The organism is Lentibacillus sp., assembly GCF_035301925.1.
Lineage (GTDB): Bacteria > Bacillota > Bacilli > Bacillales > Amphibacillaceae > Lentibacillus.
This window is the reverse complement of the sequence record NZ_DATGTI010000052.1, coordinates 1-19,043: the sequence shown is the minus strand read 5'-3', so window position 1 is coordinate 19,043 and position 19,043 is coordinate 1. Positions and strand designations below refer to the sequence as shown.

Annotated in this window: 15 protein-coding genes and 1 tRNA gene; 14 read left to right on the top strand and 2 right to left on the bottom strand. The window is 43.5% G+C overall.

Annotated elements, in window-relative coordinates:
• The first annotated feature begins 164 nt into the window (after positions 1 to 164).
• Both VK080_RS04725 and VK080_RS04720 read left to right on the top strand, forming a co-directional pair.
• Entirely contained in the window at positions 165 to 422 is a 258-nt protein-coding gene (locus tag VK080_RS04725) for a hypothetical protein (protein WP_324223617.1), read from the top strand.
• A 957-nt stretch (positions 423 to 1,379) separates the two neighbouring features.
• Positions 1,380 to 2,342 (top strand): alpha/beta hydrolase, encoded by a 963-nt coding sequence (locus tag VK080_RS04720; protein WP_324223616.1) that lies wholly within the window; start codon positions 1,380 to 1,382, stop codon positions 2,340 to 2,342.
• Between the two features lie 46 nt (positions 2,343 to 2,388).
• On the opposite strand, the gene VK080_RS04715 is transcribed toward VK080_RS04720, so the two are convergent.
• Positions 2,389 to 4,386, bottom strand: a complete 1,998-nt coding sequence (locus VK080_RS04715; RefSeq protein ID WP_324223615.1) for a S9 family peptidase — start codon at positions 4,384 to 4,386, stop codon at positions 2,389 to 2,391.
• Positions 4,387 to 4,761: 375 nt separating this feature from the next.
• The gene (dat, locus tag VK080_RS04710) at positions 4,762 to 5,625 is read right to left on the bottom strand and encodes a D-amino-acid transaminase (RefSeq protein ID WP_324223614.1); all 864 of its coding nucleotides are present in this window, start codon (positions 5,623 to 5,625) and stop codon (positions 4,762 to 4,764) included.
• A 139-nt stretch (positions 5,626 to 5,764) separates the two neighbouring features.
• On the opposite strand from dat, the gene VK080_RS04705 reads away from it, so the two are divergent.
• The 12 genes from VK080_RS04705 to VK080_RS04650 form a co-directional block, all read left to right on the top strand.
• Positions 5,765 to 6,454, top strand: a complete 690-nt coding sequence (locus VK080_RS04705; RefSeq protein WP_324223613.1) for a Crp/Fnr family transcriptional regulator — start codon at positions 5,765 to 5,767, stop codon at positions 6,452 to 6,454.
• Between the two features lie 525 nt (positions 6,455 to 6,979).
• Positions 6,980 to 7,053 (top strand) — tRNA-Gly (locus VK080_RS04700).
• A gap of 411 nt (positions 7,054 to 7,464) precedes the next feature.
• The gene (locus VK080_RS04695) at positions 7,465 to 9,171 is read left to right on the top strand and encodes an ABC-ATPase domain-containing protein (protein ID WP_324223612.1); all 1,707 of its coding nucleotides are present in this window, start codon (positions 7,465 to 7,467) and stop codon (positions 9,169 to 9,171) included.
• Positions 9,172 to 9,195: 24 nt separating this feature from the next.
• Positions 9,196 to 10,341 carry a tRNA epoxyqueuosine(34) reductase QueG gene (gene queG / locus VK080_RS04690; RefSeq protein ID WP_324223611.1) on the top strand — a complete coding sequence of 382 codons (1,146 nt, stop codon included), beginning with the start codon at positions 9,196 to 9,198 and terminating at the stop codon, positions 10,339 to 10,341.
• Positions 10,342 to 10,368: 27 nt separating this feature from the next.
• Positions 10,369 to 10,875 (top strand): methylated-DNA--[protein]-cysteine S-methyltransferase, encoded by a 507-nt coding sequence (locus VK080_RS04685; protein ID WP_324223610.1) that lies wholly within the window; start codon positions 10,369 to 10,371, stop codon positions 10,873 to 10,875.
• 317 nt (positions 10,876 to 11,192) lie between these two features.
• Positions 11,193 to 11,747, top strand: a complete 555-nt coding sequence (locus tag VK080_RS04680; protein WP_324223609.1) for a TetR/AcrR family transcriptional regulator — start codon at positions 11,193 to 11,195, stop codon at positions 11,745 to 11,747.
• Positions 11,728 to 12,939: an MFS transporter gene (locus VK080_RS04675; RefSeq protein WP_324223608.1), complete on the top strand. Its 1,212-nt coding sequence runs from the start codon at positions 11,728 to 11,730 to the stop codon at positions 12,937 to 12,939. The genes VK080_RS04680 and VK080_RS04675 overlap by 20 nt, the downstream gene beginning before the upstream one ends.
• A 19-nt stretch (positions 12,940 to 12,958) precedes the next feature.
• On the top strand, positions 12,959 to 13,678 hold the full coding sequence (locus tag VK080_RS04670; RefSeq protein WP_324223607.1) for a glycine betaine ABC transporter substrate-binding protein: 720 nt from the start codon (positions 12,959 to 12,961) through the stop codon (positions 13,676 to 13,678).
• A gap of 258 nt (positions 13,679 to 13,936) precedes the next feature.
• Complete coding sequence (locus tag VK080_RS04665; protein WP_324223606.1) at positions 13,937 to 14,785, top strand: amidase domain-containing protein; 849 nt, start codon at positions 13,937 to 13,939, stop codon at positions 14,783 to 14,785.
• Positions 14,786 to 14,901: 116 nt separating this feature from the next.
• Complete coding sequence (locus tag VK080_RS04660; protein WP_324223605.1) at positions 14,902 to 15,375, top strand: tRNA (cytidine(34)-2'-O)-methyltransferase; 474 nt, start codon at positions 14,902 to 14,904, stop codon at positions 15,373 to 15,375.
• A gap of 581 nt (positions 15,376 to 15,956) precedes the next feature.
• Positions 15,957 to 18,821 carry a 2-oxoglutarate dehydrogenase E1 component gene (locus tag VK080_RS04655; RefSeq protein WP_324223604.1) on the top strand — a complete coding sequence of 955 codons (2,865 nt, stop codon included), beginning with the start codon at positions 15,957 to 15,959 and terminating at the stop codon, positions 18,819 to 18,821.
• Positions 18,808 to 19,043, top strand: a 236-nt coding sequence (locus VK080_RS04650) for a biotin/lipoyl-containing protein (protein ID WP_324223603.1), incomplete at its 3' end; no start/stop codon positions are given. The genes VK080_RS04655 and VK080_RS04650, both read left to right, overlap by 14 nt.

Genomic DNA, 19,043 nt, shown 5'->3' with positions numbered 1-19,043 from the left:
GTCACTTCCTTTTTAGGTATTTTTGGGTGTGTGGTTACCTCATTAATACCCTATATTGAAGGGGGTGGCAAGTTTTTTTGTATAAAAACGCATGAAATCGGGAAAACTAGTAGTTTTTACTAAGAAACTTTTGACAATACGGATGAAAAATGGGAGGGTTAACAATGAAAAAATATGTAATTTTTGCTATTAGTTTTATCGTGCTGTTTTCATTGTTCCAGATTTTGTCCGGAATGATTTTGACTTTAGCATATACGCCGGATATTGAGGAGGCATGGAATCTAAGTGCTGATGCACCTCAAGAGGTTGTTTTAACAAGCAGCCACAGTTCTTTTTTATTGACATTATTATTTGCATTTCTTTCGGCTGCGATTGCTTATTTTATCCCGGCGAAACTGACAAAAAACAGCCGTTTCAAATAAGAAAGACTCAGGATCCGCAAAATGCATACTTTCTTCACTTAAAAAGGATTAAAGTGTTTATTATCCTTCTATTTTTATGTTACCACCAATACCTGGACATTAGTTGTATTAGGTATAGGACCGTCCTCTCTTTCCGTATTTTCATATTCGAATGCTTTCTTCGCTGAACGGAGTCTCTGATGGATTTTGGCTCTTGGAGATGATACAATATGCTTAAGACCATCATATGAAGATCGTTTGTTATCGTCAGCCTTATATACTGGATTGCGGTGGGATCATTGGAAAAACATCGGTGGTTTTATGAATATTTATGAGCAGCGCTAAATAGAATGGAATTGGTTGTTTTTCAAAAGACCGTAAATGAGCCGCAAGCGGCAACTTGCGACTCATGACAGTTATCTGCTGAGAATGACGGCTTCAATCAGTGGCTGAAAAAAGTAATGCCCTCGAATTTGCCCAGGAGATCTCGGGTATTACTTTTTTTCATTATTACCTGCAATTAACAATACGAGCGTCCCAAACATCAGCATCAACTCGAGCGCCTTGTCAATTGGGATCACTAACTTCAACCCCCTTCACATAGGGACTATGAAGCCGCCAGCAAAGAGAATTTTCTCCTGCTGCTTTGATTTCAAAGCATCCTCGCAATAAGCTGTCCATTTATTATACTACAAATAAATTGGAAAAGCTTGTCATTTTCAAAAAATAGTAAAAAATTCTCATAAATCAGATGGTGACAGTTTGAACCACTGTTATATGCCTATATTTGGCGTTTCTATTTTCGGTAAAATAGGGATACGACACGAGATGGGGGCAGGATTTCCTGTCCGTTTTTTGCTGCTCAGCACAGAATACTTGAGTCAATTTCTAAGAAGTACCATTAAATGCTAGGCAAAATTGTTCCTGATTTTTTGTATAATGGGGAGTAGAGATATAGACTTTGAGAGGAGAGGCAATGTGAAACGGAAGACGTGGCTGAAAATTGTTATCGGGATTCTGAGTGTCCTGTTCATTATAGATATTATGGCAAGTTTTTATTTTTATAATTTGGCCATTGAGCGAGGTGAAAAGGATTTCCTGCAGGGGAATGAGGACCTGGAAGTATCCGCGGAAACGATGGATGTCCTGCTTGAAGGTGATTGGCGTTCGTGGGTTGACGGGCAGGCGTTTGATGAATGGACGAGTGTATCCCATGATGGCCTGGAATTGAAAGGTTATTTTCTTGAAGCGGAAGAACCATCTGATAAAGTTGTTGTGATGGCGCATGGTTATCTCGGCAATGCGATGGATATGGGTTTGTTCGGCCAGTATTATTATGAGCAGAAAGGCTATAACATATTTACGGCTGACGCACGCGGTCATGGCGCGAGTGAGGGTGACTATATCGGTTTCGGCTGGCATGACCGTCTTGACTATGTGGACTGGATTGACCGGATTATAGAGACATATGGAAACGATACGGAAATCATTTTGCACGGCATTTCAATGGGGGCAGCTGCTGTTTTGATGACTGCTGGTGAAGAGCTGCCGGATAACGTAAAAGCCGTCATTGCTGATAGTCCATACACGAGTGTAAATGATTTGTTCGCATACCAGATGGATCGGATGTTTAACCTCCCAACATTCCCGTTCCTGCCATCCACAAGTATTGTAACGCAGCTAAGAGCAGGCTATTCGCTGAAAGAAGCCTCAGCTTTGGAGCAGGTCAAAAAGGCAGAAGTGCCAATCCTGTATATCCATGGGGATGCCGATACGTTTGTCCCGACCAGCATGTCGGAAACATTATATGAAAATACGAAAAGTGATGCTGAGCTTATGATTGTTGAAGGCGCCGGTCATGGCGAACCTTATGTTGCGGCTAAGGATAAGTATATTAATAAGGTTAATGCGTTTTTGGAAAAATACACAGAATGGCAATAAGCAAAATGGACGGTCCCGCAGATGGGGAGCGTCCGTTTTTGCTTGACTAAAGATATTCGTCAAGCCAGCGCGTGATGTGATTCAAGCGTTCAATACGCATTTCCGGTTTACCGCTCCGGCTTAATTCATGATTGGCATCAGGGAAGCGGACAAATTCAACTTCCTTTCGTAAATGCTTTAAGGTCACAAACATTTGCTCACCTTGTTCGATCGGGCAGCGGAAATCTTTTTCTCCATGCACGATCAATAAAGGTGTCTCAATGTTTTCGGCATATTTCAATGGTGAGAAATCCCACAGTTTTGCCGGGTCGTCCAGCAAGTTTTTGCCAAGTTCCCATTTAGTGAAAAAATAGCCAATATCACTGACACCGTAAAAACTGAGCCAGTTACTGATGCAGCGCTGCGTGACGGCTGCCTTAAACCGGTTGGTATGGCCGACAATCCAGTTGGTCATAAACCCGCCATAGCTGCCACCGGTTACGCCAAGTCGGTCTTCGTCAATAAAATCATATTCCTCCAGAACAAAGTCAACAGCACGCATCAAATCGGAATAGTCTTTTCCGCCATAATCCTCCCGGCAGGCGTTCACAAACTCCTGTCCGTAACCATGGCTGCCGCGCGGGTTGGTATACAATACGACATAGCCTTTGGCAGCGAGCAGCTGCATTTCATGAAAAAATGTCTGACCGTACATGGCGTGCGGACCACCATGGACCTCCAATATGAACGGATATTGTTTGTCTTCCTCAAATCCATACGGACGCAGCAGCCAGCCTTGAATGTCCCAGCCGTCATCTGCCTTAAATGTCAATGTTTCCGGTTCACTTAACTGCACGTCATCCAAAAATTCCCTGTTAGCATCCGTTAATCGGGTCAATTTCTTATCGTTGTCCAATTGATAGAAGTTGCCAGGATCTGTTGGTGTACTGATGCCAAGAATAAATTTCCCATCGTTATAGGAAAAACCGAAAACGTGATTGCTGTCTTTGTATAGTTCGTTTAAGTCGCCATCGAGGGAAGCCTGGTAAAGCCCGGTTGCGCCATGATCTGTACCGAGGAAAAACAGATGCTGTCCATCGCTGCTCCAGACAGGACCGTTTTCCGATTGTCCCATTCGCGTATCCCCAATCATGGCATCACCCAATTGAAAATCCCAGTCACCGCTTAGACAGGTTCTCTCACCAGAGGCTGCATCAAAAACGAATAATTTGTTTAATGTGGCGCCCTGGTATGCAAATTCATGGCCAAAACAGGTGATTTGTGATCCGTCAGGCGAAAAGCGGGCATTGCCGTACTGCCCCTTTCCGTTCGTCAATGTTCTCATGTCTTTCGTTGATAAATTCAATAGATGAAGGTCTTTCGTTAGTTCGTAATCCTTGTCTTCGCTGAGGTTAGCACTGAATAAGATATGTTGTCCATCCGGTGATATGTCTTCAAAGTGGTGGTCCGAATCAGCAGATGTGAGTTGTTCAAAGGTTTCATCTTCCACATTGTATCGGATAATTTGTGTGTGTTTATCATCGAGGAATCCGTCTGCATCTGATTTATAGTTTAAGCGATTGACCACAAGCGGTTGTTTCCTTTTTTCCTCCAGTTCTTTATCACGTTCTTGTTTGGATGATTCCTGCTGATCTTTGACATCATCGTCTTTTTCGAGCGGTGCACTGAAAATGATTTTTTTGCCATCTTTCGACCATTCGGGATTTACCGCGCCATGTTTAAACGTGGTCAGCTGTCTGGCTTCACCGCCGTCTGTATGTAATAGCCATAATTGCGGGACACCACTTCTGGTGGACTGGAAAACAAGTTTTTGGCCGTCGGGTGAAAAGCGCGGGTGACTATTTTTAGTATCATCAAAAGTCCATTGCCTCGGTTCTTCGTCATTTAATGCTTGAAAAAAAATCTGTGAAGCGTAGTCATTGTCGTTGTTGGCAGCGGTGGATACAAATGCATAAGCATTTCCGTCCGGTGTCGATTGCGGATCACTGAAAACATCAATATGCTTTAAGTCCTCCACTGTTAAGGAACGTTTCGGTGTGTTCATAACTAATTTTCTCCTCCCGTCAAGGTTTTTACCGTCGCGTCGGTTTCTGTACTAAGGCTCGCGGACGGCATAAAGCAGCAGCACGAGTTTTGACGCTCGGGACATGATTCAGTTTGCACGTCCGGTCCCAAGTTTCTGGTTGACGCGCCCATGTGTGTGGATTTCGGGCTCAAGTGTCTGGCTCACCCGCACATATTTTTGTTTTCGTGCCCATGATTGGGTGCAACTTGCCCAAGTTTCAGGTTTCGCACCCTAATTTCCGCACTCACGCTCATGTCCCTAATTACCATTGAATTAATTTTAAACTATTTAGAATAACGTATCAATACGGTTACGATTGAATAAAAGAAAAGCCTTTTGACTATAGGCAAAAGGCTAGACTTGCTGCTTGATTATGCCGGTATCTGTCTCATACGCTCCCTGAAGTTGTTTGGTGATGCTGCCGGGTGCGCCATCAGCGATTAGATTCCCGTCAACTTCAACAATCGGCATGATTTCAGACGTGCTGCTTGACAGGAATAACTCATCCGCATCGGTGATATCGTCAACCGTAAAAGCTTCTTCGACAAACGGTATATTCATATCAGATGCAAATTGTTCAACCTGCATGCGGACACAGCCATGGAGAATAGCATGTGTTGCAGGATGTGTGTATATCTTGCCGTCTTTTACAAGATAAACATTGGATGAACTGCATTCGGTCACGATTCCATCCCGCTCCAAAATGGCCTCATAGCTGCCGTTTTCTTGTGCTGCCTGTTTTGCAAGCACATTCGGGAGCAGATTGAGACTCTTGATATAGCAATTTTCCCAGCGGGTATCACGTTGTGTGATGGCTGAAACGCCATTTGTCAAATGATTCGTTTTACGTGGCATATCCCGAATGTAGGCATAAACATTTGCCGGTGTTTCTGCTGGAAAAGCATGGCTGCGTGGTGCGGAACCACGAGTCGCTTGCAGGTATATAATGCCATCAGATGTCATTTCATTCTGCGACAATAAATCGTTTAATCTATTCGTGATGTCTTGTTTGGAAAATGGCAAAACAATTTTGATGGCCTCAGCAGAACGGAATAGTCGATCGATGTGCTGCTTGAGCAGATAGCAGGCACCATCATAAATACGAATCACTTCATAAATGCCGTCGCCAAACTGCAGTCCACGTTCTTCAAAAGGGAATGAAAGTTCTTCACGGTGCATAAAACTGGTTTGTGATAGTACAATCGGGTAAACTGACATTTTGCTCGCCTCCTTGACATTAATTTTATTTTAAAGTGCTAATCTCTTTCTGTAAAGAATGACAAATATCACAGAATAATGGTTTAAATTTCTCTATAATGTGATATATGAACATTATGGAAAACAAGGGAGGGATGAAATGGAACCATTACTGGAACGGCTAAACCCGCAAGATTGTGACATGCTTATAGCTGCGTCAAATGAGTTACATATACCTAAAAATTCTCTTGTTTTTGAAGAAGGTACACCTGCTGAACATTTATATTTTTTACATACCGGGAATATACGTATTTTCAAAACAATCGATTCAGGCAAAGAACTGACCATTTTCATACGTGGTGTGCACGACGGCTTTGGTGAAATTGGTGTTTTTGGCGGTGTTAATTATTCAAATTCAGCAAAAGCTTTGCAGGACAGTGTTATTTATGCGATAAAACGTAACACGATTGAAGCCCTTTTATCACAAAATGGCGGTCTCAGTCTTCACTTTACCCGGTGGTTAGCCGAATCATTGGAAGCAAGCAAAGCAAAAATGCGGGACTATATTGCTTTTGGTTCAGAAGGTGCAGTTGCTTCAGTTTTTGTACGTTACGCCAACATGCACGGTGTTGTTACCCCTGGCGGCATCCAGATCACTGAACCGGTCATGATCCAGGATATCAGCAGACATATTGCCGTCTCCAGGGAAACTGTGAGCCGGATTGTTAATAAATGGAAAAAAGAAGGGCTCATTGATAATGAAAATAAACGTTATAGAATCAAAAATATGGATTACTTCAGGGAACTGCTGGTTTGTGAGCAATGCAGTGTTGAAAATTGCGTGCTGTAGGGGGGCTCATAACTATAATCGAAAGACAACGTCTAAAAGTGGCATGAAAAAATTTTCTTTAACGATGCCCCTTTTTTGAACCTCATGTCGATTATAAAAATAAAATGAAACTTCATTCAACAGGGTGTTCTTTCCCTGTTGAATAGGGGAACAAAGGCTAAGAACGCCACGTCCAGTGGCAACGCCTTTGTGACCTGCATCGTGCAGGCCCGAACAGAATTGAACATTTAAGGTCAGTTAGCCGCCGTTTTTGGGGGTTACTATTCGTTACATGTGGGATAAAGTGAAACGTCATTCAGTGGAGCGCTTTTTTCCATTGATTGTCAGTTGAAATGGAGTTACTGTCGTTAAAGTAGGACAAAAGGGTATAATCAAAAAAATTATATAAACGGTTGATTCCATTTGGCAAGGTTGGTATAATATAAAATGTTCTTCAAAATAATACATATTTTGCATGTACTGAAAACGTCCAACGCAACAGAATGATCAGCTCTTGAACATAAAATAGAATCAATTAATGAGCATGCGGGTGTAGTTTAGTGGTAAAACCTCAGCCTTCCAAGCTGATGTCGTGGGTTCGATTCCCATCACCCGCTCCATACATACGTCATAACGCAGTGTTTCGCTATATAACGAAGCATTGCGTTTTTTACATAGCATAGTCCGCCTTCCCGCATTACTTGAATGTGGCATTTTCACCATGTATTCTATGGATAATGTGAAACTTCATTCAGCGGGGCATTCTTACCCCGCTGATATTAAGGAACAAAGGCTAACTTCGCGACGTCCTCGAAAAAGGAAATCACTTTTTCTTCGTGCGATGTATTGCTGTCGAAGCTTTCCTTGTCCTGTCGCAACGCCTTTGTGACCTGCGTCGTGCAGGCCTGAACAGAATCGGGCCTTTTACGGGCTGCTGACCCCCCGCTCTCTCTTGGCTTCTTTGATCTTAAAGCGGTGGTCTTGTTGCCCGTTAAGGCGGAACAAAATCATCATAAATTGAGGGGTACGTTATGAAACAATTAATGCAGATATTAAAAAAGATTGATGGGAAAGGATATAAAGCGTATAAAAGTGTGCAAGGTCACTACAAATTTTCTAATTTTGATTTATATATAGATTATGTCCAGGGTGATCCGTTTGCGACACCTTCAAAAATCCGGGCAGTTGTTCCGACAAGAAAACGTGCACTGAAAGACGAGTGGCTTGCGTCATACAGACGCAGAGTGGCCACTGAGGACGTCATTGCGCGCAAGGTCGGCACTGCCATAGCAAAAGGCAATTTTTCCATAAAAGGGTCGGGAAAAAGCGGTAATATACAGTTTGACCGGCCGGGGCAGGAAGTGCTTGAAAGAAGCGCTGTTCAGGCTGACTCCAACTCAATCACTGTATGCATTTCAGTCGGGCTGCCGGCGAACGGACGCAAGATAAACGGGCGAGAGGCGGAGAAATTATTTGCTAATGCTATTCCATCGATTCTTAACAATTCCGTTTTCTCGATTAGCGATAAGGAGATTGAAAATGCTGTCCAATTGGCTGACCAGCAGGAAGCGATCAGGGCGGAAATGCGCAAAAACGATTGGATTTCATTTGTGGCCAATGGGTCTATTCTTCCAAGAGGGAGCGGTATCAGCAATCGGCCGTTGAAAGATGCTGTGCCGTTTCAGAGCCCGACAGAAAATGAAGTGACAATCGAGATTCCGCACCAGACTGCACCCATTAAAGGTATGGCGGTTGAAAAAGGGATTACCCTGATCGTCGGCGGCGGTTATCATGGAAAAAGTACGATACTTGAAGCGATTGAATGCGGGGTCTATTCTCATACAAAAGGAGACGGTCGTGAATATGTGCTCACGGATCCGGATGCCGTGAAAATCCGTGCTGAAGATGGCCGGCAGATAACGGGCGTCAATATTTCGCCGTTCATCAATAACCTGCCGCATAAGCAGGATACATCGTTTTTCTCAACGGAAAATGCCAGTGGCAGTACATCACAGGCGGCAAATGTGATGGAAGCTCTGGAAGCCGGGGCCACAACGCTGTTGATTGATGAGGATACAAGTGCCACCAACTTTATGATTCGTGATCAACGGATGCAGCAGCTGGTTCATAAAGATAAAGAACCCATCACACCGTTCATTGATAAAATCAAACAGTTGCGTGATCAGCTTGATGTGTCAACGCTTCTTGTCATGGGCGGATCTGGTGATTATTTTGATGTAGCCGACTCGGTCATTATGATGGAAGCTTATGTGCCTTATAATGTAACGGATGAAGCAAAAGCGATTGCAGCGGCTAATCCGATTGATCGGGGAGCGATTTCTGAAGAGATGTTTGGCACCATCAGTGAGCGTTACTTCCAGCAACATTCATTGCAGACCAGAAAAGGAAAAAAGTCCAAAACACAGGCTAAAGGTCTGACAAAAATTTTGATGGGGCAAACGGATATTACGTTTGCGGCAACTGAACAGCTTGTCGATACATCACAAACGAGAATGATTGCTGAAATCATTCAGCATCTTGACCGGACTAATGGACTTGGGAATAAAACACTGCATGAACTGCTCAATACGATTGAACAGCAAATGGATCAACAAGGACTCGCATCGTTTACAGGGTTCAAAAATCAACATCCAGGCGATATTGCACGTCCAAGACGCTACGAAATCGCTGCTGTTTTGAACAGAATGCGTACAGCAAAGGTTAATCAGAAACAGTAGAAATCAGAAAGGGAGGCGGCCCGGATGAATACAGATCAGCTAAAACAGGAAATCATCGATTATAGCAAAGAAATCGGAATCGATAAAATCGGGTTTGCTTCTGCGGATGTATTTTTAGAATTGAAAGAACGGTTGAAGCGGCAGCAGAAACTGGGCTATCAGTCGGGTTTTGAAAAAGGTTCAGTAGAGGAGCGGACCGAACCTGACAGGTTGCTGCCGGAAGCTCAGTCGATCATTTCGATTGCTCTGACCTACCCGTCACGTATCAAAGATCGACCGAAAAATACTAAAGAAGAACGTCGGGGCGTATTTTGCCGTGCTTCCTGGGGTGTGGATTACCATGAGGTATTAAGGGATAAACTTAGTAAACTGTCTGCTTTTATTAAAGAAAAAGTGCCTGAAGCGTCCACAAAAGTTATGGTTGACACCGGTGAACTGTCTGACCGGGCTGTTGCCGAGCGGGCCGGAATCGGATTTAGCGGTAAAAATACCGCCATCATCACCCCCGAGTTCGGATCGTGGGTCTATCTTGGTGAACTGATCACGAATCTGCCTTTTGTGCCCGATACCCCGCTGGAAGATGGCTGCGGTTCGTGTACAAAATGCCTTGACGCTTGTCCAACCGGTGCGCTTGTTCAGGGCGGACAGCTGAATGCCCAGCGCTGCCTTGCATTTTTAACCCAGACAAAAGATTTTATGCCAGATGAATTCCGTCCGAAAATCGGCAATTTCATCTACGGATTTGATACATGTCAGGTCGTCTGCCCATACAACAAGAAGATCGATTTTCACAACCATTCTGAGTTTGAACCGGAACCGGATGTGGCCAAACCAAAACTGAAACCGATGCTCCGGATTTCAAATCGGGAATTTAAGAATACGTTTGGGCATATTGCTGGATCATGGCGCGGCAAGAAGCCGCTGCAGCGGAATGCTCTGATTGCGCTTGCGCATTATAAGGATGAGACTGCAGTTGATGACATCATCGCTGTTATGAACGAAGATCTTCGGCCTGTCATTCGCGGCACAGCGGCATGGTCGCTTGGAAAAATCGGCACCGATAAAGCTTTTTCAGCTATTGAAGCGGCAATGGAAAAGGAAAACGATGAACAAGTCCTGGCTGAAATGGAAAAAGGACTGGCATTTAAGCAAGAAGCATCTGCAACGTGATTGAAAACCATTCGAAAAGAGGCGTTGATGATGAATCTGTATTACGGTGAAATGGAATCCCCAGTCGGTACGCTGACGATTGTCAGTGACGGGGAAAGGGTTGTCAGGATCGATTATGGAACGTTTGCTGACGTTGAAGTGAAATTACAAAAGTGGAGCGCACGTTATTTTAATCAGCCGGCATTCATTGAAAAACCTGAAAAAGTAGCCCATGCTGCAGCGGAACTGGGTGACTATTTTCAGGAAAAACGACGGGACTTCACCTTTGATGTCGCATTTTATGGCACGCCTTTTCAGCAGAAGGTTTGGCAGGCGCTGAATGACATTCCATATGGTGATACGAAAACTTATAAAGATATTGCACAAGCCATTAATAACCCAAAAGCTGTTCGTGCAGTTGGCGGTGCTGTTAATAAAAACCCATTTTCGATTGTGGTGCCTTGCCATCGTGTCATCGGTGCAAATGGAAAGATGGTCGGTTACGGCGGAGGCTTGGACAAAAAAGAATACCTGTTGACACATGAAGCCCAATAGAGCGAACTTCATTCAGCTGGGCGTTCTTTCCCCGAATAATAAGGAACAAAGGATAAGTTATCGGGCGACCTGTTGCAACGCCTTTATGACCTGCATTGTAAGGTCCGAACAAAAGCGGGCATTTAGGGCCAGTCATCCGCCGTTTTCTTGGCGGGTTACATACATGGGGAAAAGTTAATGGGACGCTTTCTCCCTCTGAAATGTTAGTTGCAAGTACAGCTTACTAAAATGAAAGAAGTGGTTGACGATAAGATCGTGGAATTGATAAACTAATAATAGAAAGGTCGTTCTATCTAATGGAAGGGGCAGTGGGTGACATGAGTCGATCTGTAAAAAAAGATACATTACTTCAAGCAGCTGAACGATTATTTTATGAGCACGGATTTCGTGGCGTAGGATTGAAGCAAATCATCAGTGAAGCGAATGTAGCAACGATGACGCTTTATAATCATTTTCCTTCCAAGGACAATTTGGTCGAAGAAGTACTTAAGCAACGGGAGGAACGGTATTGGTCTTATTTGGATTCACATGTGGAAATGGATTCAGATTCCCCTTTTATACTTGCTGTTGAGGCACACGGACGCTGGTTAAAAGAACAATCTTACAAAGGAGATATGTTTTTAAGAGCGATAGAAGATTATGCGGGAACTGATAATGAGATTGAAAATATTGCAAGAGGACATAAATCGAGATTGCTAAAATATTTTCAGCAATTGGCTCAAAGGAAAGGCAAAGATAATGAACGAGATTTAGCTAATCGGCTTACACTGCTGCTTGAAGGAACCACTTCCATGACGACATTGATTGGTGCAGAGAAAGCAACGGAACATTCTATTGCGATGGCGAGGACACTTGTCCAACATACATCGTAATTTTTTTACAATTAAATTAGAAAGGTCGTTCTATATAATTCAGGGTGTTAGGATGAATAATATGAAATTTTCACGGTTAGTTTTACCTGGCGTGACCATGATTGCTGTCACCTATGGATTGGCGAGGTTTAGTTTTGGGTTGCTTCTCCCTGAGATAAATCAATCACTTGAAATGTCCGAGTTTGTATCAGGGATAATTTCATCGTTATTTTATTTAGCCTATTGTGTCACAATCATTTTATCGACTGTGATCACGACTAGAGAAGGACCAAGAAGAATGATTATCCTAGCCGGTCTGTCAGCCTTTGTTGGTCTTTTGTTGATGGGGATCACGCCAAATGTGTGGGTGCTGGCGCTAGACGTGCTACTTGCCGGAGGAAGCACAGGTTTGGTATCACCGCCTTATGGTGCGGCGATATCGCTATGGATTAAAGAGGATCAACAAGGAAAAGCAAATACATGGATCAATTCAGGAACAAGTTTTGGTATAGCCCTTTCCGGAGCAGGTGCTATTGTATTATCACCAAATTGGAGACTGACGTATTTGATCTATGCTGTCTTGACATTGCTGATATTGATATGGAACTTCCGAGCCATTCCAAAAACTGGGATACGTACAAACTTGATGTTTGAAAAGGGGAACCTCTCGATACAAGGCGTCAAAGGATCCATCCCTTTGGTTTTGGCATCGCTTATCCTGGGGATTTCCACAGCGGCCTTTTGGACATTTTCCAGATCTTTTCTTGAAGCGGCTGGTGATTACAGTGATTGGCAGCTTTCTGGATTTTGGATCATGATTGGACTATTTGGTGTGCTGGGAGGGTTTTCCGGTTCTTTAGTTGAAAAGGGGGGACTGTCATTAGCTTACAAATCAGGGAGTTTGTCGATTGCTTCAGCATCAATTGTTCTGTCCTTTGCACCTGAATCTTTATTAATGGCTTATTTATCAGCAGGCATTTTTGGCTGCTCTTATATATTTTTAACCGGCGTTCTCCTTGTCTGGGGGATTCGTGTATTTATTACGAATGCATCATTAGGTATTGGCGTTCCATTTTTACTTTTGGCGGTGGGGCAAGTCATAGGTTCAATACTCGCTGGCTGGTTTATTGGGACATGGGGCTATGCTGCTTCTTTTATCGTTTATGGATTAGTCGGCATGACGGCTGCCTTTATCGGCCCAAAGAAGCGTTAGAAAGAGAGTGTTTTTCGACGTGCAAATAACTTGGATTGGAACATACAGAGGGTCCCCGTCTGGTGCTGCCATGACAGCGGAGTTAGATGGAGCGATTAATGAAGAAGAGCCAATCATCGTGACTGGCTGGATTCCACACTGGAATTTTTTTGAGTATGACCTCAAAATGTTAGAAGATCCAAAAGGTGTTTATGGCGGAGAAGAAGAAATAAGAACTTTTGTACGTAAAGGGTTAAAAGAAGATATGCCCGGGGCCTATACGTTTTTTGATCAGTTCGAGTGGGAGCCGGATCACCTGCAAAACGTCATGCTGAAAATTGAAAAAGGTATGGACGAACAAAAAGCAGCTAAAGAATGGGTTGAAAATAATGAAGACCTGGTTAATTCCTGGGTTGAAGGAGCAGAGCCTGGAGATGGCGCGACCGTAAAAGTGCCATATGTTGCCTGGGCCGATGTGATTGCCAGTTCTAATGTTGTCAAATACGTCATGGAAAATAAATTAGATTATAAAGTTGAGTTAATCCAAGTGGAACCTGGTCCAATGTTTGCCAGTATCGCGGATGGAAGCGCAGATGCCATGGTAGGTGCGTGGCTGCCTTCCACACATGCTGATTACTATGAAAAGTATGAAGGCGAATTTGAAGATTTAGGTGTCAACTTGACCGGTACGCGGAATGGTCTTGTTGTTCCTGAATACATGGATATTGATTCAATTGAAGACTTAATAGACGATGAATAATATTGTATCTTTTTTACAAAAGTTTTATGGAACGGAATATGAGAGCCTGTTTTGATCAATTTTTTTTCAAAACTAGGCTCTCATCTTTTTATAGAAGCCAGGGTTTATAGACCTATTTTGATCAAACTTTATTTTCATTCATCATATCCCCTGTTTTTGGGAGGGCGGCCATGATATGTGGGATAACCAGATTTGTTTTCATGTGAGCAGGATTGGGACAATCATTCTCTCCATATACTATTAATGGAGGGGATTTTTATGGATGCATTAAAGAGAAGTTGGCTTGATTTTTTTCGGTCTGATTTACAGGCGGATAACTGGTGGAAACGAAAGAAGGCATTATATCATGACCGTGGGGCTAAAATTGTCCGAATCAGGGGAGAAGGCCAACTTTTTGAGGAGCTTCGGTATTCCGGTCAGTTGATTTTCCAGTATTTTTTGCACTTATCATTTTTAATCAAGCAGCAAGATCAGTTTTTTAACGAAGAACAGGTGATACCATTTCAGTTCAGATGGGAAAATGGTGAAGTTAGGGAACATCAAATGGTGAAAAGACACGCATCGCCGGAAAAGGAACCAATCATTGAAACGGCATCATTAAGGGAATCAAACGGGGAGCGGTTTTCCTATGACAGACGGGCAGCTGTTCAGTATGCGGAGCGGTGGTGGAATAGTTATAATCCGGCATACAGGAAGTTTGATGTGGATTGTACGAATTTTGTTTCCCAATGCATGCGGGCTGGCGGGGCACCGATGCGAGGGACGCCTGATCGGGGAAGTGGCTGGTGGTATCATGATGATAATTGGAGTTTCAGCTGGGCGGTGGCGCACTCGTTACGCTGGTATCTAAGTGGGTCAGAGTCCGGCTTAAGAGGAAAAGAAATGGAATCGGCCCGTGACCTTACGCCCGGTGATATTATTTGCTATGATTTTGAAGGGGATGGCAACTGGAATCACAATACCATAGTCGTTGCCAAAGATGCCGATGATATGCCGTTGGTGAATGCCCACACCGATAACAGCCGCAACCGCTATTGGTCATACGAAGATTCTACTGCCTGGACACCGGATATTCAATATAAGTTTTTCCGGATTGGTGAGTCGTGATATAATAGTAAAGTTGTTAAAGGGGTTGTTCAAAAAGTTCGGTAAAAATGACACATCTTTATCCTCCTTTTTGAACATGTACTTAAATGTTAATTTGGAAGAGGAGAATTTGAACATTGGGTCTGCATGTCGTACTTTATCAGCCAGAAATCCCGGCAAATACAGGCAATATTGCCAGAACGTGTTTGTCAGCGAACGCAACATTGCACTTAATTCATCCGCTTGGATTTTCTACCGATGATAAAATGGTCCGCCGGGCAGGGCTGGATTACTGGCCGTATGTTGATGTCCGTGAATATGATGACATAAAGGATCTATATCAAGCACATCCGGATGGGATGTACTATTATATTGAGAACATCGGTTCAAATTATTACACCGATTATGACTTCACAGATACGGACCAGGATCTGTTTTTTGTGTTTGGCCGGGAAGGCAGCGGTTTTCCGGATGAATTTTTAAAAGGAAAAGAAGATCAGTGTCTAAGGGTGCATATGGGCGATAAAGTGCGTTCGCTGAATTTGGCAAATACGGCAGCCATCATTATTTATGAGGCATTAAGACAACAAGGATTTCCGGGGATGACATAGGTCATTCGAAAATAATCAGCTGCTGCGTCGTCTTTCCGGAGGCTAGAGATCGGATTGGCCGATTTCAATATTGAAATGATCCCCTGAAAATTATATTTTCTGAACTTATGAAAAAGCATCGGCTGAGCTGCCGATGCTTTAATATAATTCCCATAAATGGGATGGGCCAACTTTTTACTGATTTTTTTTCGGTACGCCGGGTTTAGCATCATACCCCGCGGTTAAGCAGGACACGACAAATGTTACAGCAACGCCAAGTATAAGCGCCAGTTTCATGAGACTGCCTCCTTGTACAACATATGTATACCACGTATTATCTTATTATGTCTTCCATTATACCGAATAATTCCTCTGATGTGAACTGTAAGGTTTCGGGAGAGATTCGACCACTGTCCCTCCAGCATGTGAACATTTTCCCGAATGAATTTTTTTAGTTTTTGGACACTTAATTCCTTTATTGTTTCGTTTCTAAAAATAGGGTATATTAGTTGATGAAACAGACACGGAGTCCTATAATGACATAAGAGTGAGAAAGCCGTTTAACGACGGGGATAAAGTTAACTTCAAATGGGGGTATAGACGTGGCACAGAATGAAGAAACCCATGAAAGATTCTGGGGCAGATTTCATGGGCCGAACATGGGCTATATTGAGGAACAATATGAGCTATACAAGGAAAACCGTGATGCAGTCGATCCATCCTTAATCGAACTTTTTGATAAGCATGGTGCACCTGATCGGACTAAATTTTCTAAAGGTTCAAGTCTGCCGGCATCGGAAGAGGTTTCGTCGGTTGGTGATATTAAAAAATTAACCTCAGCAATGAGACTTGTTGAGGCTATTCGTCGTTTCGGACACCTTGAGGCAGACATTTACCCAGTTGGGCGTGTCAACCGTGAAACAAAACTGGTCGACCCTGACACATATGGTTTATCTGAAGAGGATTTAAGGAATATCCCGGCCACTTTACTGTGGGAGCAGGCCCCTGACAGTGTGGAAGACGGGTTTGAAGTGATCCGTGAGCTGAAAAAGTTATATTCCGGAACCATTGCATTTGAATATGACCATGTCAACAATGATGATGAACGTAGTTGGCTGTTGGATTATATCGAATCAGGCAAATATAATGCGGCCGGTTCGGATGAAAATAAAAGAAAGCTGCTTGAACGACTCGCTCAGGTGGAAGGGTTTGAAGAGTTCCTGCAAAAAACATTTGTCGGACAAAAGCGTTTTTCCATTGAAGGTTTAGAATCAATGATCCCGATGCTTGATCGGATTGTTAAAAATTCAATCAAAGACAATATTGAACATATCATGATGGGAATGGCTCACCGCGGGCGTCTCAGTGTATTGGCACATGTTCTCGGCAAACCGTTCGACAAAATATTTTCTGAATTTCACCATTCACCCGATAAGGAATTGATTCCTTCTGAAGGTTCAACTGGCATTAATTCCGGCTGGACAGGAGATGTCAAATATCATTATGGCGCAACGAAAGATGTCCAGGAAGGTGACGGAACGGGAACACGCATTACGCTTGCTAATAACCCATCGCATTTGGAATTTGTGAACCCGGTTGCAGAAGGATTTGCACGTGCAGGTCAGGATAACCGTTATCAAAAAGGATATCCTGAACAGGATTTCAGCAAAGCACTGCCTGTATTGATTCATGGTGATGCGGCATTCATCGGGGAAGGTGTCGTTGCCGAAACGTTGAACTTCAAAGGACTTCCGGGCTATCAGACAGGCGGGACGCTTCATATTATCGCGAACAATCAGCTTGGGTATACGACTAACCAGACCGATGGCAGATCAACACGCTATGCCAGTGACTTGGCTAAAGGCTTTGAGATACCAATTGTGCACGTGAATGCTGATGATCCGGTCGCATGCGTTGTTGCCGTCAAAATGGCTTACGAGTATCGTCAAAAATTCCATAAAGACTTTCTGATTGATTTGGTTGGTTATCGCCGTTACGGTCATAACGAGATGGATGAACCACGGGCGACACAGCCATATCTGTATCAGGATATTGATAATCATCCTACGACAGCTAATGTTTTTGCGGAAAGACTGCAAAAAGAGGGTATTGTTGAACAGGATGAGCTGAAGAATTTGAAAAAGCAGACCGAGAACAAACTGCGGGAAATTTATGAGAACATGAAAGAAAATGACTCAAGTGACGCGGAACCGGAAAGCATGCCGAAAGCTTTGACAAATGGTCTTGACCGTTTTGATACAACTGTTCCGCTTGACACCTTGAAAAAGTTAAATAAGGACTTACAATCCCGCCCGGAAGGATTCACTGTCTTCCGGAAATTAAAACGTATTTTAAGCAGGCGTGAGAACGTTCTCGAAGAAGGGAATAAGGCTGATTGGGGTGCAGGTGAAGCATTAACTTATGCATCAATTCTGAATGATGGCATTCCAATTCGCTTAACAGGTCAGGACACAGAACGCGGAACGTTTGCGCACAGACACTTGGTTCTCCATGACGCCAAAACGGGTGAAACGTATTGCCCAATGCATGGATTGGAAGACGTCAATGTCTCTTTTGATATCCGTAATAGCCCCTTGTCGGAAGCCGGTGTATTAGGATTTGAATATGGTTATAGTGTGCAGGCACCTAACACGCTTGTTATTTGGGAAGCGCAATTTGGTGATTTTGCAAATGCTGCACAAGTTATTTTTGATCAGTTCATTTCTGCGGCACGTGCAAAATGGGGCGATAAATCCAATATGGTGATGCTGCTGCCGCATGGTTATGAAGGTCAGGGGCCGGAGCATTCCAGTGCCCGTTTGGAACGCTTTTTGCAATTGGCTGCTGAAAATAACTGGATTGTTGCGAATGTCACGTCATCTGCACAATACTTCCATTTGATTCGTCGTCAGGCAGCTATGCGCGGAAGAGAAGAAGCGCGTCCGTTGATCCTGATGTCACCGAAGAGCCTATTGCGTAATCAGCGGGTGGCTTCCAGTGCTGAAGAATTCACAGACGGCAAATTTGAACCAATAAAACAACAGCCTAACTTGAAAGTGAGTAAGAAAAATGCAACAAGGTTGTTAATCGGCAGTGGTAAAGTCATGGTTGATATAGAAGAAGCTATTGAAGATTCGGAACAAACGTTTGAATGGCTGCGCGCCCTCAGGCTTGAACAAATTTATCCGTTCCCGAAAAAGCAGCTGGAAAAAGAATTAAAAGATCTGCCAAACTTGAAAGAAATCGTTTGGGTGCAGGAAGAACCACAGAATATGGGCAGCTGGGATTTCGTTGATGATTACTTGAGGGAATTATTGACAGGTGATCAGACACTGCGGTATATCGGCCGTCCACATCGTGCATCACCAGCGGTCGGGGAGCCAAATGTAGATAAAACAGAACAGCGGGTAATCATTGAACAAGCCATTAATCCGTCAGAAGGAGGAGATTCCAGTGAGCGAAATTAAAATTCCGGAACTAGCAGAGTCGATAACAGAAGGTACCATTTCCGAATGGCTCGTCAAAAAAGGTGACAAAGTTGAAAAAGGGGATCCGATTGTTGAATTGGAAACAGACAAAGTCAATGTTGAAGTAAACACGGATTATACAGGCGTCATAACAGAGATCCTTCACGAGGAAGGCGATGATGTCGAAGTTGGCGATGTCATTGCCAAAGTGGATGAAAATGG

Coding starts and splice junctions, on each gene's coding strand:
- VK080_RS04725 (WP_324223617.1), top strand. CDS start 165: ATGAAAAAATATGTAATTTTTGCTATTAGTTTTATCGTGCTGTTTTCA.
- VK080_RS04715 (WP_324223615.1), bottom strand. CDS start 4,386: ATGAACACACCGAAACGTTCCTTAACAGTGGAGGACTTAAAGCATATT.
- dat (WP_324223614.1), bottom strand. CDS start 5,625: ATGTCAGTTTACCCGATTGTACTATCACAAACCAGTTTTATGCACCGT.
- VK080_RS04705 (WP_324223613.1), top strand. CDS start 5,765: ATGGAACCATTACTGGAACGGCTAAACCCGCAAGATTGTGACATGCTT.
- VK080_RS04695 (WP_324223612.1), top strand. CDS start 7,465: ATGAAACAATTAATGCAGATATTAAAAAAGATTGATGGGAAAGGATAT.
- queG (WP_324223611.1), top strand. CDS start 9,196: ATGAATACAGATCAGCTAAAACAGGAAATCATCGATTATAGCAAAGAA.
- VK080_RS04685 (WP_324223610.1), top strand. CDS start 10,369: ATGATGAATCTGTATTACGGTGAAATGGAATCCCCAGTCGGTACGCTG.
- VK080_RS04680 (WP_324223609.1), top strand. CDS start 11,193: ATGAGTCGATCTGTAAAAAAAGATACATTACTTCAAGCAGCTGAACGA.
- VK080_RS04665 (WP_324223606.1), top strand. CDS start 13,937: ATGGATGCATTAAAGAGAAGTTGGCTTGATTTTTTTCGGTCTGATTTA.